Source organism: Flavobacterium sp., assembly GCF_040402835.1.
In the GTDB taxonomy this organism is placed as follows: Bacteria; Bacteroidota; Bacteroidia; order Flavobacteriales; family Flavobacteriaceae; genus Flavobacterium.
This window is the reverse complement of record NZ_JBBALW010000009.1, coordinates 39,228-63,284: the sequence shown is the minus strand read 5'-3', so window position 1 is coordinate 63,284 and position 24,057 is coordinate 39,228. Positions and strand designations below refer to the sequence as shown.

Annotated in this window: 14 protein-coding genes; 6 read left to right on the top strand and 8 right to left on the bottom strand. The window is 34.6% G+C overall.

Annotation, left to right across the window (positions count from 1 at the left end):
• Window positions 1-111: 111 nt before the first annotated feature.
• Together AC9UEH_RS04720 and AC9UEH_RS04715 are read left to right on the top strand one after the other, a co-directional pair.
• A complete protein-coding gene (locus AC9UEH_RS04720) occupies window positions 112-2,697 on the top strand; it encodes a phosphoenolpyruvate carboxylase (RefSeq protein ID WP_509528982.1) in 2,586 nt (861 codons plus the stop codon).
• Window positions 2,698-2,706: 9 nt separating this feature from the next.
• The gene (locus tag AC9UEH_RS04715) at window positions 2,707-3,222 is read left to right on the top strand and encodes a DinB family protein (protein WP_509528979.1); all 516 of its coding nucleotides are present in this window, start codon (window positions 2,707-2,709) and stop codon (window positions 3,220-3,222) included.
• 53 nt (window positions 3,223-3,275) lie between these two features.
• On the opposite strand, the gene AC9UEH_RS04710 is transcribed toward AC9UEH_RS04715, so the two are convergent.
• The 4 genes from AC9UEH_RS04710 to aroB form a co-directional block, all read right to left on the bottom strand.
• The gene (locus AC9UEH_RS04710) at window positions 3,276-3,689 is read right to left on the bottom strand and encodes a DNA primase (RefSeq protein WP_509528977.1); all 414 of its coding nucleotides are present in this window, start codon (window positions 3,687-3,689) and stop codon (window positions 3,276-3,278) included.
• 9 nt (window positions 3,690-3,698) lie between these two features.
• Window positions 3,699-4,670, bottom strand: a complete 972-nt coding sequence (locus AC9UEH_RS04705; RefSeq protein WP_509528975.1) for a deoxyhypusine synthase family protein — start codon at window positions 4,668-4,670, stop codon at window positions 3,699-3,701.
• Window positions 4,671-4,893: 223 nt separating this feature from the next.
• Window positions 4,894-6,294: a type III PLP-dependent enzyme domain-containing protein gene (locus tag AC9UEH_RS04700; protein WP_509528974.1), complete on the bottom strand. Its 1,401-nt coding sequence runs from the start codon at window positions 6,292-6,294 to the stop codon at window positions 4,894-4,896.
• 290 nt (window positions 6,295-6,584) lie between these two features.
• Window positions 6,585-7,652 carry a 3-dehydroquinate synthase gene (gene aroB / locus AC9UEH_RS04695; protein ID WP_509528971.1) on the bottom strand — a complete coding sequence of 356 codons (1,068 nt, stop codon included), beginning with the start codon at window positions 7,650-7,652 and terminating at the stop codon, window positions 6,585-6,587.
• Between the two features lie 105 nt (window positions 7,653-7,757).
• Between aroB and AC9UEH_RS04690 the strand changes: the two genes are divergently transcribed.
• A complete protein-coding gene (locus AC9UEH_RS04690) occupies window positions 7,758-8,927 on the top strand; it encodes a proline dehydrogenase family protein (protein ID WP_509528969.1) in 1,170 nt (389 codons plus the stop codon).
• An 82-nt stretch (window positions 8,928-9,009) separates the two neighbouring features.
• Here AC9UEH_RS04690 and AC9UEH_RS04685 read toward each other — a convergent pair whose 3' ends face one another.
• A complete protein-coding gene (locus tag AC9UEH_RS04685; RefSeq protein ID WP_509528966.1) occupies window positions 9,010-10,794 on the bottom strand; it encodes an ABC transporter ATP-binding protein in 1,785 nt (594 codons plus the stop codon).
• 162 nt (window positions 10,795-10,956) lie between these two features.
• A complete protein-coding gene (gene recG, locus AC9UEH_RS04680; RefSeq protein ID WP_509528964.1) occupies window positions 10,957-13,065 on the bottom strand; it encodes an ATP-dependent DNA helicase RecG in 2,109 nt (702 codons plus the stop codon).
• A 116-nt stretch (window positions 13,066-13,181) separates the two neighbouring features.
• Here recG and AC9UEH_RS04675 point away from each other — a divergent pair, with 116 nt between their 5' ends.
• From AC9UEH_RS04675 to AC9UEH_RS04665, 3 genes are read left to right on the top strand one after another with little or no spacing between them, the layout of a single operon-like run.
• Window positions 13,182-13,727 carry a DUF1697 domain-containing protein gene (locus AC9UEH_RS04675; RefSeq protein WP_509528961.1) on the top strand — a complete coding sequence of 182 codons (546 nt, stop codon included), beginning with the start codon at window positions 13,182-13,184 and terminating at the stop codon, window positions 13,725-13,727.
• A 3-nt stretch (window positions 13,728-13,730) separates the two neighbouring features.
• Window positions 13,731-15,803 (top strand): M1 family metallopeptidase, encoded by a 2,073-nt coding sequence (locus tag AC9UEH_RS04670; protein ID WP_509528958.1) that lies wholly within the window; start codon window positions 13,731-13,733, stop codon window positions 15,801-15,803.
• A 48-nt stretch (window positions 15,804-15,851) separates the two neighbouring features.
• Entirely contained in the window at window positions 15,852-17,606 is a 1,755-nt protein-coding gene (locus AC9UEH_RS04665) for a hypothetical protein (RefSeq protein WP_509528956.1), read from the top strand.
• Between the two features lie 808 nt (window positions 17,607-18,414).
• Here the strand turns inward: AC9UEH_RS04665 and AC9UEH_RS04660 are convergent.
• Window positions 18,415-18,606 carry an Fjoh_0651 family PID-CTERM protein gene (locus tag AC9UEH_RS04660; protein WP_509528953.1) on the bottom strand — a complete coding sequence of 64 codons (192 nt, stop codon included), beginning with the start codon at window positions 18,604-18,606 and terminating at the stop codon, window positions 18,415-18,417.
• A gap of 4 nt (window positions 18,607-18,610) precedes the next feature.
• Entirely contained in the window at window positions 18,611-23,473 is a 4,863-nt protein-coding gene (locus tag AC9UEH_RS04655) for a T9SS type A sorting domain-containing protein (protein WP_509528950.1), read from the bottom strand.
• Window positions 23,474-24,057: the final 584 nt, after the last annotated feature.

Sequence of the window (24,057 nt, the reverse complement as noted above, 5' to 3'; positions counted from 1 at the left end):
TATAAAATTTTATTTTATAAAGCCTCAAGTAAATTCTTGGGGCTTTTTTATTGCTTATTTTTCAACAAAAACCAACAACAACCAACAACAACAACAACAACAACAACTAAAATGTATACGCTTCCAAAAATTGAACGGTTCAACCAGAATGTTCTCTCAAAATACCAAGTTTACAACAGCCTCTTTCTGACGCTTCCTTTTGACGCCATCGATAATACGGGTGTTATGTTGCCTTTATTTACAGAAGTATGCGAAAAAGGGTTTAAAAAACAAGAAACGCCAATTCAGATTGTAGATTTCTTTGCAACTAAATACATGGACAACGCACCTGAATTAGAACGAATCGATTTGATGTTTCGTTTTATTCAATATATTGAAAGACAAATTGTGCTTTTTGATGCGATTGAAGATGCTGCGTTTTCGGTGGTTAATAACTTGGAAGGAAGAGGTTCGTTGCGTGATATTAAAGAAATGGCGGAAGAAAAAGAAAAGACCAATGAACTCAAAGATTTCTTGGGTAATTTCAATGTAAGGCCAGTTTTAACTGCACATCCAACGCAATTTTACCCGGGAACAGTTTTAGGAATTATTACTGATTTAACGGATGCAATCAGGGAAGATGATTTACTTAAAATCAAACAATTATTATCGCAATTAGGAAAAACCCCTTTTATAAAATCAGAAAAACCAACGCCTTTTGACGAAGCGGTAAGTTTGATTTGGTATTTGGAAAATGTATTCTACGAAACTATTGGCGAAATGATGTTGTATTTGCAAAAGAATATTTTTCAAGACAATGAAATCAACAACCCAATTTTCAATTTAGGGTTTTGGCCTGGAGGTGACAGAGACGGGAATCCATTTGTAACTACGTCAATTTCTTTGAATGTAGCAGAGCGACTAAGGACATCAATTTTGAAGTGTTATTATATCGATATTAGAAAATTAAAAAGAAAGTTAACGTTCTCAAATGTAGATACTTTGATAGCAGAACTTGAATATAAAATTTACCGTTCTGTTTTTTATTCTCAAGGGGAAATTTACATTACTTTAGAGGAGTTTAAAACTAAATTACACCAAATTAAAACAATTGTAATTGAGCAACATCAATCGTTATATTTAGATGATTTAAATTCACTATTGAATAAAGTGAACCATTTTGGGTTTCATTTTGCCTCATTAGATATTCGTCAAAACAGTAAAATTCACAACGGTGTTATCAAAATTATTTTAGAAAATGCTGTTCAAAAAGGGAATTTACCAAACGAAAAATTATATTATTTATCAAATGAAACCGAGAAGTTAGCAATCGTTTCTCAATTAAGCAATGAATTACATCCAGATGATTATCAAGATGAAATGACTAAATCTACTTTGGCTTCAATTTATGCGATGAAATCTATCCAAGAAAAAAACGGTGAATTTGGAAGCAATCGTTATATTATTAGCAATTGTGAAAGTGCAATTCAGGTAATGGAAACATTCGCTTTATTCCGTTTGTGTGATTGGGAACAGCCAACTGTTGATATTATTCCACTTTTTGAAGTCATTGATGATTTGCAAAAAGCACATCTTGTGATGGAGCAATTGTATACCAATGAAACCTATTTAAATCATATTAAAAGTCGAGGAAACAAGCAAACAGTAATGTTGGGTTTTTCTGATGGTACAAAAGATGGTGGTTATTTAATGGCCAATTGGAGTATTTACAAGGCAAAGGAAAATATTACGACAATGTCAAGAAAACACGGAATTAAAGTAGTTTTCTTTGACGGTAGAGGCGGGCCACCAGCGCGTGGAGGTGGAAAAACTCATAAATTCTATGCTTCTTTAGGTTCTAATATTGAAAACGAACAAATTCAAATTACAGTTCAGGGGCAAACGATTAGTTCTAATTTTGGAACATTAGATTCTTGTCGTTATAATTTAGAAAACCTTTTGAGTGCAGGTGTTTCCAACAAAATTTTCGATGACGGCTCAAATTTATTGACCTCTTCAGAAAAAAATATGTTAGATGAATTAGCGGAAATAGGTTTTAATAAATACATAGATTTCAAAAATCATCCCAAATTCATTCCTTATTTGGAGCAAATGAGCACGTTAAATTATTATGCCAAAACCAATATTGGAAGTCGTCCTTCAAAAAGAGGGAAGTCTGAAAAGCTTGATTTTGCTGATTTACGGGCTATTCCATTCGTCGGTTCTTGGAGTCAATTGAAGCAAAATGTTCCGGGTTTCTTTGGGGTAGGTTCAGCTTTAAAGCATTTTGAAGATACTAATAAGTGGGATGAAATTCAGAATTTGTATCTTAATTCTTTGTTTTTTAGAACACTTTTAGAGAATAGTATGATGTCATTGGCGAAATCCTTTTTCCCATTGACAGCTTATATGAAAGAAGATCCTGAATTTGGAGCCTTTTGGCAAATTATTTATGATGAATTTATCGAAACCAAACGTTTGTTATTGAAAATTGCAGGACATAAAGAATTGATGGAAAATTATCCTGACGGGAAAGCGTCAATTGAAACAAGGGAAGCCATTGTGAAACCGTTATTGACGATTCAACAATATGCACTTTCAAAAATTCACGAGCAAAATAAGAGTAAAAACCCAAATGAATCGCTCATTAAAGTATATGAAAAAATTGTAATGCGTTCGCTTTTTGGAAATACTAATGCAAGTAGAAATTCAGCTTAAATAACAAATATGAAATCAAATCAATTACCAATAAATGAATATGCAGATTTTTACAAATCGTACATTCAAGTCCTTGAAGATGTTGAATTAATTGAAGAATTGGAAATTTGCTTACACGAATTCATCAAATTTGTTCAAAATATTCCAATGGATAAATTCGATTATCGGTATGAAGTAGGGAAGTGGACGATTAAGGAAATCATCCAGCACCTGATTGACTCTGAACGTGTTTTTAGTTACCGAGCGTTACGAATTTCAAGAAATGACAAAACTCCTTTGCCGGGTTTTAATGAAAATGAGTATGTAGATAATTCAAATGGAAATGACAGGAATTTGCAAGGATTATTAACTGAATTGGCGGTTGTTCGCCAAGCTACTTTGTCACTTTTTAATAGTTTTTCTCAGGAACAACTCACTAAAATTGGAATTGCTTCAAATAAAGAGGTTTCTGTTCGAGCAATTGGTTTTATCATTATTGGACATCAAAAACACCACCAAAAAATATTTGCCGAAAGGTATTTGTAAGTGTTTTAATATAAAAAAGGAACTCAATTGAGTTCCTTTTTTATATCATTTAGTTAGTCTTCATCATCGTCATCGTCATCCGATTCATCGTCGGCAATATTATCTTCATCATTGTCATCATCGTCGTCACCGCTATCGCTTGAATCTTCCGAGTCTTTCGCTAAATCTACTTCCTCTTCTTCCTCTGTTTCCTCTTCTTCTTCAAGTTCAATTTCTTTAATAGTGTCTAGTGGCACAATAATATCTTCTTCATCCTCAAAATTAATAAGTCTTTCAGACAACTTAGTACTAATTTTTACCAAATATATAGTGTCTTGAGTCCTAACTTCAACGGCTTCGATAGTTTCATCTTTGTGGTTTTTAAATCGAATAATATCTGATTCATCATACCCATCAGGAAATTTATCAACTAATAAGTTCAAGATTTCATTGGTTAGTTTGGCATAATCAACAATAACTCTTTTCATAAAATTCTATTATAAATCTAACAAATAAGCAAAAATTAAGGGCACTACAATGGTAGCATCCGATTCTATTATAAATTTTGGGGTGTGAATATCTAATTTTCCCCAAGTAATTTTTTCGTTTGGAACAGCTCCAGAATACGAACCATAACTGGTCGTTGAATCTGAAATCTGACAGAAGTAACTCCAAAACGGAACTTCGTGCATTTCCATATCTTGGTATAACATTGGCACCACACAAATAGGGAAATCGCCCGCAATTCCTCCGCCAATTTGGAAAAAACCAATTCCATTTGCACTATTTTTTGGATACCAATCAGCAAGATAAATCATATATTCAATTCCTGATTTTACAGTCGATGCTTTCAAATCTCCTTTGATAACGTAGGAAGCGAAAATATTTCCCATGGTACTATCTTCCCATCCTGGAACGATAATTGGAAGGTTTTTTTCAGCCGCAGCATACATCCAACTGTCTTTCAAATCAATTTCATAATATTCTTCCAAAACACCAGAAAGTAACATTTTGTACATGAATTCATGAGGAAAATAACGTTCTCCTTTGTCATCGGCATCTTTCCAAATTTTGAAAATGTGCTTTTGCAAACGTCTAAATGCCTCGTGCTCAGGAATACAAGTATCTGTTACACGGTTCAAACCACGTTCCATCAAATCCCATTCTTCTTGAGGGGTCAAATCTCTGTAATTAGGAACTCTTTCATAATGAGAATGAGCGACCAAATTCATAATATCCTCTTCAAGATTGGCTCCCGTGCAAGAAATAATTTGAACTTTATCTTTTCGAATCATCTCTGCAAAAATCTTTCCTATTTCAGCAGTACTCATCGCACCTGCCAAAGTCACCATCATTTTGGCACCTTTTTCTAATTGTTGCTCGTAGGCTTTTGCTGCGTCAACAACAGTTGCAGAATTGAAATGCAGGTAATACTTCTCAATAAACTGACTAATAGGTCCTTTACTCATTTTTAATTTTTTAGTTTTAATGGATTCAAATTAACAAATTTTATATTTCATAAACAATTTGAAATTCAATTTTTTTTATAATTTTCTGTTATTGAATTACTCTAAATTACATTGCAATATTAAATTATTATTTAAGAATTTCGTGATAATTAACCTAAAATCCGTTTAAATACTAATAATCAATGTTATATGTAATTATATGAAATGAAATAGTTGAAATACTTTATTTTTTATCGTAACCTAATATTTTTAATACGTCATCTGATGTTTGTTGTTCAGAAAAAATAGTTGTAGTTAATTCTCCATTTTCATCACGATCGATTAACAAATGTTTAGGTTCTGGAATCAAACAGTGGTGCAATCCGCCAAAACCACCAATGGTTTCTTGATAGGCGCCCGTATTGAAAAATCCAATGTACAATGGTTTTTCTTTGTTGTATTTTGGCAAATAAATAGCATTCATATTTTGTTCGGAATTGTAATAATCATCGCTATCACAGGTCATTCCTCCCAATAAAACCCTTTCATAAGTGTCATTCCAACGATTAATTGCAAGCATCACGAAACGCTTGTTAATAGCCCAAGTATCAGGTAAAGTGGTAATAAAAGACGAATCAATCATATTCCATTTTTCTCTGTCATTTTGTTGTTTTTGATACAAAATTTGATAAATAGCACCGCCACTTTCTCCAACGGTAAAGGAACCAAATTCTGTAAAAATATTAGGAACGGCAACTTCCGCTTCGTCACACGCAATTTTCACTTGATTGATAATTTCGTCAATCATATATTGGTAATCATATTCAAATGCTAAGGAGTTTTTTATTGGAAATCCACCACCTACATTCAAACTATCTAAACTCGGACATTCTTTCTTTAAAGCTACGTAAACCTTGATACATTTGACCAATTCGTTCCAATAATACGCGTTATCATTGATTCCTGTATTGATAAAAAAGTGCAACATTTTAAGTTCCAATTTCTTATTTTCATGGATTTGTTTTTTATAAAACGGCACAATATTTTTGTATCCAATTCCCAATCTTGACGTATAAAATTCAAATTTTGGTTCCTCTTCAGCAGCAATTCGTATTCCAATTTTAAATTTTCCTTTTATTTGCGCTTGAAGCAAATCCAATTCTTCATAATTATCTATTATTGGAATCGTATTTTTATGTCCGTTATTGATGATACGCGCAATGTTTTTTATGTACTGGTCTCTTTTGAAACCATTACAAATCACATACGTACTTTTGTTAATTTTCCCAGATTGCATCAAATTTTCAACAATATTGATGTCAAATGCCGAAGACGTTTCTATGTGTATATTATTTTTGAACGCTTCGTTCATTACATATTCAAAATGAGAACTTTTCGTGCAATAACAAAAGTAATATTTACCTTTATAGTTATTTTTATCCATCGCAATTTTGAACCAGTTTTTGGCTCTTTTGATGTTGTTTGAAATTTGAGGTAAATACGTGAATTTTAAAGGCGTTCCGTATTCTTCTACTAATCTCATCAAATCGATATCGTGAAATTGAAGGTTGTCTTTATTGAGTGTAAATTCTTCTTGAGGGAAATAATAATTTTGATTTATTAAATCAGAATATTTTGTATTCATTTATATATCAGTAAATTAGATTAAAAAAAATGTATTAATTTAGTTTATCTAATTTTCAAACTCGGATATTTGCATAGATGATTTGCAGTTTATCATCATATATAATTGAATGTCTCAATTTATCAAAATTCAGCAACCCATTTATTGCAAAATAACGATTCAATAATGCTTTGAAAGCCTTATTCGTCTCATTTTTTGAAAAGGAAAAGTTGGTTGTATTTTGTTTTTTATTCATCATGACAAATGTAAAAAAATATTATTTCTGATTTACAATCAAAAGGATTTTTTTTTTAAGATTTGTAATCTAAAAAAGCATCCATAATTAATTCATTTTCAACTTCTTGGTTCATAATAAACTTACCAATTCCGTCTAACAATACAAATTTTATGGTTCCGTATTCATTTTTCTTGTCGTGAATAAGCAATTCTAAGATTGGATTTAAGTCATTTTCTTCAAATAATACGGCTTCATAAATAGAAGTAATGGTGGTTTTAATTTCTGAATATTCCTCAGCAGAAATTAAGTTTTTTCGCATTGAAATATAACTTTCCAATATCATTCCAATGGCAATTGCTTCGCCGTGTAACAAGGTTTTTTTATTCTCATTTTCTAAAAAATAACTTTCAATGGCGTGACCTAAAGTATGACCAAAATTCAATGCTTTTCGAATTCCTTGTTCCGTTGGATCTTGCATTACAATTTCATTTTTAATTTTAATGGAATCGTATATTATAGTATCGAAATCGGCAAAATCTAATTTTGATAAATCTAAAAATTGTTTCCAATATTTTATATCAAATATCAATCCGTGTTTCAGAACTTCAGCCAATCCAGAACGCATTTCCATTTGCGAAAGCGTTTCCAAATAAGAGGTGTCAATTAGAACCATTTTCGGAGTATTAATTACACCAATTTGGTTTTTTAAATTTCCTAAATCAACGCCTGTTTTTCCGCCAACAGAAGCGTCAACCATTGATAATAATGTGGTTGGGATGTTTATAAAATCGATTCCACGTTTGAATGTTGATGCCACAAAACCGCCTAAATCAGTAACTACGCCACCACCTAAATTGATAATTAAACTTTTTCGATCTGCGCCTAAATCCGTTAAAACGCTCCAAATTTGAATGCAGGTTTCTATGTTTTTATTGACTTCACCGGCTTCAAATTCGATGATTTCAATGGTCAATTCGGTAGCAATATAAGGCAGTAATTTTGGCAAACAAACTTCATTGGAATTGCTATCTACAATAATAAATATATTGGAATAATTGTTTTCAGAAAGGTGATTATTTAGTGCTTTGTAACCTTCTTCATTGAAAATTACAGAATAGCCATTTGCTAAAATTGTTTGCATATTTAAAGATGTGAATAGTATTACATTTAATACTGCAAAATAAGGTAATTTTTGATTAAAAATAATGATTGTGTTCTTATATTTGCATAATTATTTAGGATACAAATGGAAAAAATTTTTGACAATACTGAAGTTGCTTTTTCTTTAAAAAGTGATACCGAACTCGATAGAGCTTATTTTCTTTTTAAAATGATTGATAATCAGCCGTTAGTTCGCATTGGAACCGCGGTTACCAATTTCGCTATCAAAGCACATTTGCCAGTTGAAGGCTTGATTCGAGCGACTGTTTTTGACCATTTTTGTGGTGGTGTGAATGAAATGGATTGCCTTTCGGTGGTGGATAAATTGTTCACAAAAGGGGTTTCTTCAGTTTTGGATTATTCTGTGGAAGGAAAAGAAGAGGAAGAGCAGTTTGATGCAGCATTGAAAATGACTTTAAAAACAATTGAATTTGCCAAAGAGCGACAAGCAATTCCTTTTGCAGTTTTTAAACCAACTGGTTTTGGAAGATTGGATTTGTATGAAAAAGTAGGAAATAAATCAGAATTATCTTCAGAGGAAACTGCCGAATGGATTAGGATAGAAGCTCGTTTTGACTTGGTTTGTAGTGAAGCCCATACCAAAAATGTACCCTTATTAATTGACGCTGAAGAAAGTTGGATGCAAGATGCCGCCGACAATTTGGTTACGCGAATGATGCAAAAATACAATAAAGATAAAGCGATAGTTTTCAATACCTTACAAATGTACCGTTGGGATCGTTTGGATTATTTGAAAAATTTGCACCAGCAAGCCAATTCTGAAGGTTTTTACATTGGAATGAAAATAGTTCGTGGCGCGTATATGGAAAAAGAGAATTTGCGTGCCGAAGAAAAAGGTTATCCAACACCAATCTGCGAATCGAAAGAAGTGACGGATGAAAATTATGATGCTGCCATACATTATATGATTGAAAATATTGATAGAATGTCAATTTTTGCTGGAACTCACAATGAATTGTCATCTTATAAGTTGATGGAATTTATGCAAGAACGCAACATTGACAAAAAAGATCAAAGAATTTGGTTTGGACAATTGTACGGAATGAGCGACAATATCAGTTATAATTTGGCTGGAAATGGTTATAATAATGCAAAATATTTACCTTTTGGACCTGTTCGTGATGTGATGCCGTATTTAATTCGTCGTGCTGAGGAAAACACTTCTGTTGCGGGACAAACTAGCAGAGAATTAAAATTGATTAAAGCGGAACGAGACAGAAGAAAAGGGAAATAAAAAGTTGTCAGTGGTCAGCTATTAGTAATCAGCTTTTAAACCGCCATATTTCCATATTCTAATTTTATATTTAAACTTTTCTCTAAAAATTATTAAACTGTAAATTACTCAAGTTTTTATAAATTCCATTTTCCAAGGCAATTAATTCTTGGTGCGTGCCTTGCTCTTTGATTGTTCCATCATCCAAAACGATAATTTGATCCGCCGAGCGAATGGTCGAAAGACGGTGCGCAATTATTATGCTTGTTCTTCCTTCCATTAAAATTTCTAAAGCTTCCTGAACTAATTTTTCACTTTCACTATCCAATGAAGACGTGGCTTCGTCTAAAATTAAGATGCTTGGATTTTTTAATAATGCTCTTGCAATGGCAATTCGTTGGCGTTGACCTCCAGAAAGTTTAATGCCTCGTTCTCCAACAATAGTTTCAAATTTCTCAGGAAATCCTTTGATAAATTGATAGGCGTTAGCTTGTTTTGCAGCTTTAATTATTTCATCTTCAGTAGCATTTGGTTTTCCATAAGCAATGTTTTCACGAATTGTACCTCCAAATAAAATAACATCTTGCGGTACAATACTCATATTTCCACGAAGGGTTTCTAAATCATAATCGTAAATATTTTTTCCGTCGATGCTGATTTCGCCACCATTAATATCATAAAAACGCAATAATAAAGAAGCTATTGTTGATTTTCCTGCTCCACTTGGTCCGACAATTGCTATTTTTTGACCAAAATTTGCATTGAAGCTAACTTCCTTTAAAACTTGGATTTCTTTTCTGGAAGGATAATAGAAAGCGACATTTTTGAAACTTACGTCTCCTTTAATTTTAGCATCGGAATCAGAAAGGGTGTCTTTTATTTTTTCAGGAATTTCTTCTAATAATTCAAAAACACGTTCTGTTGCACCAACAGCCTTTTGGATTTGAGCATACAATTCAGCAATTCCACCAAAAGAAGCCCCTACAAAAGTAGAATACAATACAAATGAAATCAATTGCCCAACACTCATTTCGCCGCTAATGCTCAATCGAACACCAAACCAAACTACGGCAACAATAGCTCCAAAAAGACAAAATATAATAAAAGAAGCAAAATAGCCACGGTATTTTCCACCTTTGATAGCGATTTTTACAATTTCTTTAATCTTACCATTATAACGTGCAATTTCGTACCATTCATTAGCGAAAGCCTTTACAATGCTAATTCCTTGCATCGTTTCTTCAACAATTACTTGACTTTCCGCAACTTGATCTTGTACTTTTTTAGAATATTTTCTAATAAATCGACCAAAAATAACGGCGGCAACAGCTACTAAAGGAACAACGGATAACATTAATAAGGTCAGTTTAAAACTTTCGTTGGCAAGTAACGCAACTCCACCAATAATCAAGATTGATTGTCTTAAAAACTCTGCAATTGTAGAAGTTAATGTGTCTTGAATTTGAGTAATATCAGAACTTATACGACTGTTTAATTCCCCGACACGCTTTTGTGAGAAGAAAGTCATTGGTAGTTTTACCAAATTACTGTACAATGCCAATCGTAAATTTGCCAATGTATTTTCTGTAAAATTCACGAATAATGACAATCTGAAAAAGGAAAAAATAGATTGTAAAAACAAAATTACTAAAAGTCCACCAGCAATAAAATTAGCTTGGCTGTTGTCTTTATTTTTGACACAATCGATTAACATTCCCATCAATTTTGGAAAAGCCAATGCCGTTCCGCCTGTCAATAATAGGAAAATCAATCCTACATAAAATTTCCATTTGTGATTTTCAGCATATTTAAAAATTAAAATTGCTTTATTTAAAGAGCTTTTGGTGATTTTTGATTTTGGTAAATCATTTTCTTTGAACCTTGCCATTATTTTAAATTTTTTACAAAAGTAAACTTTAACTATTTGAATTAAAAAGGAATATTTGTTAATAAATTTATAATACCGAAGGTGTTCAAAACCAAAAGTGGGAATTGAAACTCTAAATTAGAGAGGATAACTCACTAAAAAAGAAATAAGAATATACTATTTTTAACTGATATAATTCCAAATATTCTTGCGCTTGGTCATTTCTATAAATACCGCTCGCATTACTAAATGCTCTTTTTTTTCAAGAGGTGCATCCTCTTTTAGGATTTTCACGGCGTAGTTTCGAGCCAAATAAAGGAGGTCTCTGTCACGAACCAAATCGGCAATTTGAAGGTTCAAAACGCCACTTTGTTGGGTACCCATTAAATCGCCGGGTCCACGAAGTTTCAAATCGACTTCGGCAATTTCAAAGCCATCGTTGGTGCGTACCATCGTGTCCATTCGGGTCTTGCTATTGTTGGATAGTTTGTGGGAACTCATCAAAATACAGTAGCTTTGATCGGCGCCACGACCCACACGACCCCGCAATTGATGCAGTTGTGAGAGTCCAAAGCGCTCGGCACTTTCCACAATCATAACGCTGGCATTGGGGATATTTACGCCCACTTCAATAACAGTTGTCGCTACCATAATATTCGTTTTTCCCTCGGAAAATCGTTGCATTTCGAAATCTTTTTCGGCAGCTTTCATCTTTCCGTGAAGAATGGAAATGGCGTATTTTGGTAGCGGAAAATCTCGAGAAATGGTGTCGTAGCCGTCCATTAAATCTTTGAAATCCATTTTTTCGGATTCTTGAATCAAGGGGTAAACCATATAAATTTGTCGTCCTAAAGCTATTTGGTCACTAACGAACGCCATAACATTCAACCGATTCGAATCGTAACGATGCACGGTTTGAATTGGTTTTCTGCCCGGCGGCAATTCGTCAATCAATGAAATGTCTAAATCGCCGTACAAACTCATCGCCAAAGTCCTTGGAATTGGCGTTGCGGTCATCACCAAAACGTGTGGCGGAATGTCGTTTTTCTTCCACAATTTAGAGCGTTGCTCGACGCCAAAACGGTGTTGCTCGTCAATAATTGCCAATCCTAAATTATGAAATTTCACCTTGTCTTCTAATAGGGCATGGGTTCCGATTAGGATTTGTAACGTTCCGTTTTCTAACTCTTCGTGAATGATTTTTCTTTCTGCAGTTTTGGAAGAACCAGTTAGCTTTTTAATGTTAATATTTAGTGTTTTTGCTAATTCTGACAAACCTATAAAATGTTGGTTTGCGAGTATTTCCGTTGGTGCCATCAAGCAGGCTTGAAAGCCATTATCCAATGCCAAAAGCATACTCATAAACGCCACAATTGTTTTTCCAGAACCCACATCGCCTTGCAACAATCGATTCATTTGGGCAGGATAACCCATATCATTTCGGATTTCTTTGATGACTCTTTTTTGTGCATTCGTCAATTCAAATGGCAGGTGATTGGCAAAAAAATCGGAGAATAATTCGCCTACTTTTTCAAAAGCGTGCCCTTTAATTTTATGTTTGCGAACTAGGTTTTTAGTAATTAATTGCAATTGGATGAAAAACAATTCTTCAAATTTCAATCGGAATTGGGCTTTCGCCAATGCTTCTCCGCTTTTTGGAAAATGAATGTTGAAAAGCGCTTCTTTTTTGGAAACTAATTTCAGCTCGTTCATCAGATAATCAGGCAAGGTTTCCGAAAATAATGCCTGTGTTTCTTGAAACAATTGCTGCATTAATTTGTTAACCACGCGGTTAGTAATCCCACGATTTGATAGCGTTTCCGTAGAAGGATAAACGGGTTGCATCGCCGAGCGCAAACTTTGTTCGTGTTCTGCAAGTAACTCAATTTCAGGATGTGCCATGTTATAGACACTTCCAAATGACGCACATTTTCCGAAAATTACGATAGGAACATTCAATTCTAAACTCTCTCGAACCCATTTTTGACCTTGAAACCAAACCAATTCCATTTGCCCGGTTTCATCTACAAAAGTAGCTACCAATCGTTTTTTCCCTTTGGCAGGTTCAATAGTTTTTATGTTTATTATTTTTCCAATCAATTGAACTTCAGTACTATTATTATCTAATTCATTGATTTTATAATAGCGGGTGCGGTCAATATACCGATTGGGATAAAAATTGATTAAATCTTGGTATTTGTGAATGCCCAATTCTTTCCGCAACAAATCCCCCCGTTGAGGGCCAACGCCTTTCAAGTATTCTATAGGAGTTTGAAGTAGATTATTTTGCATCTTGCGAAGATAGTTTTTTGTTTGGAAATTTGAAAATGTGTAGGAATAAGTATTTTAACTATTATTGTGAAATATAGCACAAACACAATATCTTTGAAACATTAAATATATAAATAATGATAACTCATCTCGCACTTCTTCGTGGTATCAATGTTTCTGGGCATAATATGATAAAAATGGATGCTTTGAAAACTACATTAGAAAAAATAGGTTTTCAAAACGTGGAAACCTACATTCAATCGGGAAATGTTTTTGTGGATACCGATGAGGAAAGTGCTGCCAAAGTTGGTTTTGTAATTAAGCAAGAAATTTTCAAGGTTTTTGGTCATGATGTGCCTATAATTGTTATCGGAAAATCCGATTTAGAGGCTTGTTTTATCAACAATACTTTTTTGAAAGACAAAGAGGTAGATGTCAAAAAATTATACGTTGCTTTTGTGTCCAAAGAGTTGCGAAGTGAAAATATCAATGATTTAAAAATTAGTCAATTCAAGCCTGATGAAGCCCGAATTGACGGAACAAGAATCTTTATAAAATATGATATTGGTGCAGGAAAAACAAGGTTAGACCAAAAATATATTGAGAAAAAACTGAATCTAACGGCAACAATTCGGAATTGGAATACGGTGACGCAATTATTAAAAATGTACGAAGAACGATAATAAATGAAATACTTAATCTTGTTATTTTCCGCTTTTTCATTTGCCCAGCAAACCAAATTTGTTGCTTTCAAATCGGTTTTGGGTAAAATTGAAATCAATCCAATTGAGAAATTAGTTTCTGGGGAAGTAACCTATGATTTTGTAGTCACGAGCGCAATAGATACTATTAAAATTGATGCTCAAAATATGACTTTTACGAATTTACAAATTAACAATTGTGTTGTTACTTATAAAAATTCAGGAAAGAAAATCGCCCTTTTTGAAGGTTATAAAATAGGTAAAAACACCTTGACCTTTAATTATTTGGTCAAGCCAAAGCAAGCGTTGTATTTTGTTGGTGCCGATGAAAACCTTCAAATTTGGACGCAAGGGCAAGGAAAATATACGAGCAATTGGTTTCCAAGTTTTGATGATGCCAATGAAAAAGTAATTTTCAATTTGGATGTGAATTTTGATAAAAACTTTCAAGTAATTTCCAATGGAATTTTAGATAATAAAACAGTCAATTCCACTACAATTGACTGGCATTATAGAATGAAAAAACCAATGAGCAGTTACCTTTTGATGCTTGCTATTGGGAAATTTGAGGTTCAAAACGAGAAATCTAAAAGTGGAATTCCATTGCAATTTTATATCGAAAACGAGGATGTTTCTAAGCTTGAACCAACGTATCGGTATTCTAAAACTATCTTTGATTTTTTTGAAAAAGAAATAGGAGTGAAGTACCCTTGGGAAGTTTATAAGCAAATTCCCGTTCGTGATTTTTTGTACGCCGGAATGGAAAATACCTCGGCAACAGTTTTTTCAAGAGATTTCGTCGTTGATGAAATTGGGTTTGAAGATAAAAATTATGTGAACGTAAATGCACACGAATTGGCGCACCAATGGTTTGGTGATTTGGTAACTACGGAAAGTGGAAAACACCATTGGTTGCAGGAAGGATTTGCAACGTATTACGCTTTATTGGCTGAAAAAGAAGTGTTTGGTGCCGATTATTTTTATTATAAAATGTATTCCATTTCGCAGCAATTGAAGTCGGTTTCTAAAACAGATACGATTCCGATTTTGAATGAAAAAGCAAGTTCTTTATCGTTTTATCAAAAGGGAGCATGGGCTTTGCACGTTTTGCGAGAAGGAGTTGGAGCTAAGGTTTTTCAGAAAGCGGTTCAAAACTATTTGAAAAAGTATTCCTTTAAAAATGTAACTACAGCTGATTTCTTGGATGAAATAAGAAAAGTTTCCAAATACGATGTGGATGCTTTTAGAATAAAATGGTTGGAAAGTCATGGTTTTGACAACCAAAAAGCTACTGAATTACTGTCTGTAAATCCATCTATAAAGGCATTATTCGAAATTCAGAAACTTAAAAATAAGCCGTTTATAGACAAGCAAGAACTCTTTGTAAAAACAATGCAATCGGATGCGTATTTTTCTATAAAAGAAGAAATTATTTATCAAATTCAGAATGTTTCATTTGCTGATAAAGCAATTATATTTCGTTTGGCAATGGCTACAAATGAGATAAATGTCCGGCAGGCAATTGCAAATACAACTCCTAAAATCCCGTTAGAATTCAAAGTTGAATTCGAGACTTTATTAGATGATAAGTCGTATATAACTAGAGAGGTAGCATTAAGTTCATTATGGTCGCAATTTCCAGAAGACCAAATAAAATATCTCGAAAAATCAAATAATTGGGTTGGTTTCAACGATAAAAACCTACGAATTTTGTGGCTGACTTTAGCACTTGGAACAAAAGAGTATGAATTGGATAAGAAAGCTAAATTTTATGATGAATTGTTAAGTTATTGTTCACCAAAATATGAAAGTTCGATTCGTCAAAATGCTTTAGAAAACCTACTTTTTATTAATGATAAAGACAAAAATGTATTTCCTTTTTTAGTAAACTCTCTAATCAGTCATAAATGGCAATTCTCAAAATTTGGCAGAGAAAAAATCAGATTATTGTTGAAAAATCCGAATGTGAAAACCTATTTCGAAACAGTAGCGCCTAATTTGAATAAGGAAGAAAATGCAGCACTTACTAAATTAATAAGTGAATTGGTAAGTAAATAATATTTTTTATTTATATTTGATACTTATTAACCTCTTAATAAAGACATTATGATTTCAAAAAAACTTTTTCTTTTGGTTTTGTTGCTTCCATTTTTATTCAGCAGTTGCAGTAATGATTCTGGGAACAATGGAAATTCAATCGATACTCCTTTAAACTTTGGAAGTGAAGTATCAAAAAATTTTAGTGGACAAATTATTGATGAAAACAATATTCCCTTGTCTAATGTAGCTATAACTATTTCAAATAAAACAGCTACAACTGATGTAAATGGTGTTTTCATTATTAATAATGCCACGGTTCATGAAAAATTTGCTTTTGTAACAGCTAAAAAAACAGGCTATTTAGATGGTTCTCGTTCGTTGGTTCCTACTAGCGGAATGAACAATCTTAAAATTACACTTTTATCAGGAACTATAGTAGGCACAGTAAATTCAGGAACTTCAGGAAGTGTTTCCTTAACAAATGGTGCAAAAGTTACCTTTGATGGTAATTTTAAAACAACAACTGGCATGGCTTATTCTGGTGCGGTAAGTGTAATTATGAAACACTTAGACCCTTCAGATGCCACCACGGTTGATAAAATGCCAGGAATGCTATTGGCAGTGAATTCAAGCGGTGAAGAGCGAGTTTTAGAAACGTATGGAATGATGAATATTGAGTTGAGAGGAGCTGCATCACAAAAATTGCAACTTTCTACTACGGCTCAAATTGAAATGCCAATCGCTACATCACAATTAGCATCTTCACCTACTACAATTCCACTTTGGCATTTTGACGAAACGCTAGGGTATTGGAAAGAAGAAGGCGTCGCTACTAAGCAAGGAACAAAATATGTAGGTACCGTTTCGCACTTTTCATGGTGGAACTGCGATGCGCAATTTCCAATGATTAGATTGTGTGTTACTGTTGTAAATTCAAATGGTACGCCTCTAGCAAATGTTCGTGTTGGTATCAGAAGAGCTTCAAATACCTATACTGTTAGCGGAATTACAAACAATCAAGGGCAAGTTTGCGGATTAGTTCCTTCAAACGAAACCTTAACGATGATAGTGTATGATTCCTGTGGAAATAGTGTGAGTACTACTTCCATTGGACCATTTGCTGCGGATACGACCTTACCAAACTTAGTAATCGCAAATTCTACAATTCAATCGACATTGGTTCAAGGAAACCTACTCAAATGCGATGGAACTAATGTTACCAACGGATATGTATTAATGCGGTATGGAAATCAAAACATCTTAGCTACGGTTACAAATGCCTCTTTTAGTTTTACAATGTTAGTTTGTAGTGCTACCAATTCTGGATTTAGTTTACAAGGTTTTGACTATGATAACCTACAAACTACCAATTCTATAAATTATACCTTTACGAATCCGATAACCAATGTGGGTAATTTAACTGCTTGTAATACCATTTCAGAGTTTATTTCCTATCGTATCGATTCCAATCCTATAAAATATATTATTGCGAATATTACGGCGTCTGGAAGAGGAACAGCCTCTGGAACCACTAATGGATTATCTATTTCTGCTTATAGTACCGTGGCACCCAACACCACTCAAGGTTTCTATTTGTTTGGAAACACCAATATACCAGGAATCTATACTACTCCAATGTTTTCTATTGAGTCAGCAGATACAGGACCTATTAATGTTCAAACGGTTAATACGGTTTCGTTCAATTTAAGTAGCGTTGGTGCAGTAGGACAGTACATTGATATTACATTCAATGGTGCCTTTACTAATTCCACAGGTTCACATACCATCACTGGAGTAGCTCACGTAATTAGAGATAACTAAAATACAAGTTCTTTGTTTATATTAAAACCACGCCTTGAGCTTGGTTTTTTTATGAAATTCATTAAAAAATCTGCGCATCTGCGGTTTAACTTTTGTTTCTTTTGTTTTACTTTTATGCCTTTTGTGGTTAAAAAATTAGACTAATAGATGAGAGACGATGAGATGAGAGACGAAAGAAGATGAAGAGATAATAGACGAATAGACATTAGACTAAAAAAAGGAACACGAATCCCAAGAATTATCACTAATTAAAAAATCTGCGCATCTGCGGTTTAACTTTTGTTTCTTTTGTTTTACTTTTATGCCTTTTGTGGTTAAAAAATTAGACTAATAGATAAGAGACGATGAGATAAGAGACGATGAGATGAGAGACGAAAGAAGATGAAGAGATAATAGACGAATAGACATTAGACTAAAAAAAGGAACACGAATCCCGATAGCTATCGGGACTAATTAATCCACTCGTGATAGTGTCATGTTGAACTTGTTTCAGCATCTCAATGAAATCAGAATCTGAAATAAATTCAGATTGACAAAATAGAAATACTTTCCTTCTTTGTGTTCTTTTCGGTTAAGAAAAAAAGTCAAATGTCTTAAAATCGATAGAGGAAATGGGTGTTGATTTTTTTAGTTATATGTTCTAGGTTATATGTTATATGTTTTACGTTGATAACCCACAACCCACAACTTACAACTCATAACTCATAACTCATAACTCATAACTCACAACTCATAACTCCTTTTCCTTTTCCTTTTCCTTTTCCTTTGTGTAACAAAAAAACCACGCTCAGCGTGGTTTTTATCTTTATCAAACTTCTTGCGTTTTCTTTTTCAACAAGTGATAGCCGAAAGCGACTCCTATTAATAACATAGGAATTAGGTAGTCGTTTATTGGGCTTACCCCTGGATCTACTGGAGGATCACCTGGATTTTGTGCAAAAATCAGTGTGCTGGTCAATAACAAAAGGGTTACTATTAGTGTTTTTACGGTTGTCTTCATGATTTTATTTTTTAATTATTTTAGCGGTAAACACCGAATTGTCTGTTCCTTTAATTTTCATAATGTAGATACCCGTAGCCGCTGTTTCTCTGAATTTCACGGTGTAATTCGTGTTTTGAGCCACATTGTTAATACTCCCTTTTTCAACTTCTTGACCCAAAGCATTGCAGATAGAGTAGGAGTAGGTTCCCGTTGCCAATATTCCTAAATTCACTTGAAACGAATCTCCGGTAACTGGATTTGGAAGAACACTGAAACCATTTGCTTTTGGATTGTTGATTCCCAAAGCCGAAGTTTGGAACACAATTCTGAAACGATTTCCAGTACTCAAGGCATCGGTAGTAACGGCAAATGGATAGTCAACTGCGCTACCATCCAAAGGTAATGGCGTTCTAGCATTGGTAAACAAGTCTTCCAAAGTGGCAGTCAGGTTAGATGTGAACTCTTCGGTATAGATTTTCAGTTTATAATTCGTTCCCGCCGTAGTATTCCAAACTTTAACATTCAAAACATCTGACGCTATTAATGGCAAGTGGTGGTTACTAGCAAAAAGTCCTGAGTTTTTATTAAACGCAACATTCTCGGTTCCGTTAGCCATTTTGTTAGGTGTTTGATTGGCATCTGCATCTGGGGTTATTACTGTCATGGCACCATCACGACCCGACCATTCGGAGTTGATTTGTTTGTACAAACCTACACGCAATAATTGAGCAGGTGCAGCATCTCTAAAAACCGTGTTGATTACTGAAGTGCCTTTGTGTGCTTCTTTGATTGAAAATGTTGCATTAGCAACAGATTTCACAAAAAAGGCCTGACCTGATTGTATCTCGGCTGTTGATACAATAGGGTTTGAAATAGAAGTTGTAAGGAGAGTGTAAGAGTATGCACTCGCTATTTTATCAAAGTAATTATAAGAACCAACAGTTGCATTCCCGTTGGAATCCCAAATCCAAATACCGTTACTAAAATTAGTTAAGTTATCAGTATCGGCAAGCATTGCTGTTAAACTCAATGGGCTTGCATACGGATTTCCAATAAAAGTATATTGTAAACCTGTTGTTGCATAGGTTTGGGTTCCAATTATTAAAGATCCAGTAGCTTTTAGCGTTGTAGCAGTTGCACCACTTGAAATATTGGTACTAGCATACGGCCCTGTAAGGAAAACCATAAAAGGACTGTTAAGTGTTGCCGAAAACAAAGACGCTGTTGTACTGGTATCTGTTATACCTGACCAACTATTGCCTGATGAACTATAGGAAAGCATTGAACTACCGCCACCTCCAGTAGTAACACTTGCATTTGTTGGAGCATTAGACCAAATTTCTACTCCTGTACTAGTTGAAGTTCCTGAATTACCATTATTTTGCCAGTTATAAAAAACACTGTTGTTGGTACTTCCCACAACCGGAGCCGTCAACGCTCTCCAAGCACGTTTTGCAGGAATGTAGCGTTCTACGGTTACGTCACCTGAAACCGCTCCAGCAGCTAATTGACCAACATAAGCCGTACAACATTCTTTTGATTTTAGGGTTAGAAAACCTCCTGTGGTTAAAACACCAGAAGTAACGGTTAGCTTGTTGTTTAAATTAGTTGCACTTGCCAAAGTCACACCAGCCGGATGATTGATAGTAAGGTTATTTAATTTTGTAGCATCGGTAGGAATTTCATTACTTGATGTTAAAGCTGTATTATAAGCAAAACTTAAGGTGACAGGACCTGTGCCAGTAGCTGTAGCAGCTGTAGATAGTCCAAGCGCAGTTCCTGAAATACTTGAAACAGTAGTACCTGCAGCAATTCCTGTACCTGACACGGGCATTCCAACAGCTATCAATGCATTTGCTAATGATAATGTTACACTTGAACTACTTGCAGTAGTTGTACCGGACTGTGTGGTAAGCGTTCCTCCATAACTAACATTTACGGTTGACCCAAAAGTAGGAGCAGCATCTAAACTACCTGCAGTTCTAACTATTGTGGCACCATTTACTAAAGTTATTGAAGAAGAACCCTTTGCAAATACACCCGAAGTTAAGGTTAACAAACCATTTACTGTTGTATTAGCCCCCAAAGTCACACCAGCGGAATTATTAATTGTAAGGTTATTTAATACTGTAGTTGTAGTTGGTATTTCAAAACTGGATGTTTGAGGTAAATAGATATCAAATGTAAGTGCAACACTTGTACCAGCTGCAGTTGCTGCATTTGAAAGCGTCATGGCTGTTCCTGATATAGACGTAACTGTAGTTCCAGTTGGTATTCCTGAACCACTTACACCCATTCCAACGGTAATATTAGTATTTGTTGCAGATAATGTTACAGATGTAGAACTTAGCGTTATTGTTGTTGCACTAACAGTCATTTTGCTGGCATTATAACTAACATTTACAGATGCACCAAAAATAGGAGCAGCGTCAAAACTACCCGCAGATCTAACTATTGTGGCACCATTTGCTAAAGTTATGTAGCTTAGACCAGTAACAGTGCTTGTTCCACTAATATTTAAAGTTAATGTACCCGAAACGGTGGCTGCGCTTGCTAATGTTTTATTATTATCCAATCCACTAATTGTCAAGTTCACGTAAGGCATACCGGTGATAGAGTAGACTGAAGCATTTGTTGCTTTATTGTACTCCACCGTGCTTAATGCGCCAAGTGTTAGATTATTCTCAGTACCAAAAAATTGAATTGCTCCACCGTAACTGCCAGGTGTATTTGAAACGAATAAGCCTTTTGCTTTTGAAACCAATAAAGTACCGTTAATAACTACAGTTCCTCCAGTATTAACTGTTATGTAAACTGAAGATGTTGAACTTGTTGATAGAGTAGATCCAGCCGCTACATTTAATGTTGTTTGAATAGTAGGAGTTCCAGAAAACGATACAGAGGAATTATTTTCTATAAAAATTTTGCCAAAAGTTTTGGTTGTTCCTGTGGAAATTGCAGCTTGATAATGCACTTCTGAGGTTGCATGCATAGTACCAAAGTTTGGAGGCGATCCTGGATTTTGTAACACAACACTATTCGCACCTGAAAGGGCAGCTGGAATATCTATTGCACCATTACCTACAACGGGGCTAAATGCTGTTGTAATGTCAAAACCACTAGCAAGGGTTAAAGTAACCCCTGCTACTGAAGGGTCACCAACGGAGATAATAGAACCTGTTCCAGCTACATTCCATGAAACATCAGTTGTTGTTGTGCTTGAAAGAATTTTATAGGTTACACCATCAGTTGTAAAATTATTTGGCACCGAAGTACCTGTTCCGTCAGCAGTACCAGACCAGTTTGCTGGAGTTGCCAATGATGTTGACCCTAATTTGTAATAAAACGTAGATAAATAACCACTAACCGAAACGTTTTGGTCTGTAAGACCCGACCAAGCTATAACTACATTTCCACTATAGCCACCACTACCCGTAGGGCTATAGCGAACATATATGGTAGAAGAAACAGCACCACTGCTTGGTGTAATAGTTACCGAGCTACTAAATGTGCTGTTATTTGTAGAAACAGCAAAGTTAGTGGGAGCTGTTACGGTTACATTACCAGATGTTAAGTTAACACCCGACAAAGTAAAGTTGGACGAAGCGCTATTCGCCGCTGCTGCTGTATTGGCAAATTGTGTAAGCGATGCAACATTTGGAACAAGTGTAGGTGTTGAAGCCACACTACCCGATAAAGCAACGGTATAGCTGCTTGTAGTGGTTGCACCAGTTGAAGCAATTGTAATATTGCCTGTTTTAGAACCATCTGCCAAGCCCGATTTGAGCCTTACATAAATAATAGCCGATTGGGTTGCGGTATTTGTTAGTGTTGCTGTTGCCCCAAAACCACTGCCTGATGTGGTTGAAACTTCGTAATCACTTGGCGCTGTCGCTACAATTGAATTGGTTAAATATTGCCCACTAATAGTAAAGGATTGCTCCGCTGATGAGGTGCTACTAGTAGCGGTAAAACCACTAAGAGTATTCACTGAAGGAGCATTAATTGTTGGGGTGTAAACCGCAATTCTCAAGTTATCAAACTGAAATGAATTTGCTACACTTGTAGAAGTATTAAGACTTGCAAGTACACCAAAATGTGTCATAGCCGTTCCTGTATAGGTAGCATCCGTTGATGTTCCTGCAGTTGTTAACGTTCCTGTTGTTGGATTAACAGTTGTAGAAGTAGCGTCTTCTCGTGTAAATAATTCCCAAGTACCAGCACTACTACCAGTTGGCGTATAAATTACCTTTACACTCTGTGACCTTGTAAGGTTAACTAACGCTGCACTTTCTATTAGTTTCGTATAAGTACTTGTAGATATGAGTCCATTATTAAATTTTACTAAACGAATAGAGTTTTGAGTTGTAGAACCTGTAAGTCTTTGAAATATTACAGCGTATCCGTTTGTTCCTGTTGTGGTTGATGTAATGTTTGAACTTGTTGCGCACAAAATGACAACTGAATAGTAACTCCCATCCGAATAGCTAGAGTTACTACTCATAACAGTTCCCCGTTGAGTTTTCATGTTGAAAGTCCACTCTACAGGAACTGTATTGCTCGAAAGCGTTGTATTGATGTTAGATAAACTCGAAAAAGGCGCCAATAAGTATGGTCTGGAAGATACATTAGAACTTACAAAATTCACATACGCATCTGACCCATCTAATACTCTAGAAATGGTGGCATTAGTTGTGGATACCGTGTATGAGATATTAGAGGGTGTTGTAGAAGTACCCCCAGTATAAGGAGACGAAGCAGTAGTACCGAATGTCTCACTAAACACTGTCGTCTGCCCCCAACTCACGTTAACAAATAGCAGCACAAAGCTCAGGCTACAAAAAACTTTCAAAAGATTTCTTTGATTAAGTAGTAATTTTTTCATAATAAATTCGGTTATTTTTGGTTAGATATACTCGTGTTCCCACACGAAAAAACAAAAGCGTTTATATTTATTACAAAATAATATATTTTGTTTGAAACAATAGTACAAAATTGGGTATAAAAATGTACAATGTGTTTTTTTAACGTAGTATCTTTACGAACTTAAAAAAATGAAATACGTTTTGGGGTTGTGAGTTGTAGGTTGTTGGTTGATGGTTGATGGTTATAGGTTATAGGTTATAGGTTGTAGGTTATAGGTTATAGGTTATAGGTTATAGGTTATAGGTTCGATAACCCATAACTCATAACTCATAACTTTTTTCCTTTGCGTTCTTTGCGGTTAAGGAAATAAGTCTTAAAGTCGAATGTCTTAAAGTCGAAAGAAGATAAATAGATAAAAGATAATAGACGAAGAGACTATGAGAAGTGAGACAAGAGACAAGAGACTGAGAGACAAGAGACTGAGAGACAAGAGACTATGAGACAAGAGACTAAAAAAAGGAATACGAATTCCGAATTCACAAATAACCGATTAACCAAATCCCGATAGCTATCGGGACGATTAACCAATTCAACAAACCCATT

Coding starts and splice junctions, on each gene's coding strand:
- AC9UEH_RS04655 (WP_509528950.1), bottom strand. CDS start 23,473: ATGAAAAAATTACTACTTAATCAAAGAAATCTTTTGAAAGTTTTTTGT.
- AC9UEH_RS04720 (WP_509528982.1), top strand. CDS start 112: ATGTATACGCTTCCAAAAATTGAACGGTTCAACCAGAATGTTCTCTCA.
- AC9UEH_RS04700 (WP_509528974.1), bottom strand. CDS start 6,294: ATGAATACAAAATATTCTGATTTAATAAATCAAAATTATTATTTCCCT.
- AC9UEH_RS04715 (WP_509528979.1), top strand. CDS start 2,707: ATGAAATCAAATCAATTACCAATAAATGAATATGCAGATTTTTACAAA.
- AC9UEH_RS04690 (WP_509528969.1), top strand. CDS start 7,758: ATGGAAAAAATTTTTGACAATACTGAAGTTGCTTTTTCTTTAAAAAGT.
- AC9UEH_RS04670 (WP_509528958.1), top strand. CDS start 13,731: ATGAAATACTTAATCTTGTTATTTTCCGCTTTTTCATTTGCCCAGCAA.
- AC9UEH_RS04665 (WP_509528956.1), top strand. CDS start 15,852: ATGATTTCAAAAAAACTTTTTCTTTTGGTTTTGTTGCTTCCATTTTTA.
- aroB (WP_509528971.1), bottom strand. CDS start 7,652: ATGCAAACAATTTTAGCAAATGGCTATTCTGTAATTTTCAATGAAGAA.
- AC9UEH_RS04705 (WP_509528975.1), bottom strand. CDS start 4,670: ATGAGTAAAGGACCTATTAGTCAGTTTATTGAGAAGTATTACCTGCAT.
- AC9UEH_RS04660 (WP_509528953.1), bottom strand. CDS start 18,606: ATGAAGACAACCGTAAAAACACTAATAGTAACCCTTTTGTTATTGACC.
- AC9UEH_RS04685 (WP_509528966.1), bottom strand. CDS start 10,794: ATGGCAAGGTTCAAAGAAAATGATTTACCAAAATCAAAAATCACCAAA.
- AC9UEH_RS04675 (WP_509528961.1), top strand. CDS start 13,182: ATGATAACTCATCTCGCACTTCTTCGTGGTATCAATGTTTCTGGGCAT.
- AC9UEH_RS04710 (WP_509528977.1), bottom strand. CDS start 3,689: ATGAAAAGAGTTATTGTTGATTATGCCAAACTAACCAATGAAATCTTG.
- recG (WP_509528964.1), bottom strand. CDS start 13,065: ATGCAAAATAATCTACTTCAAACTCCTATAGAATACTTGAAAGGCGTT.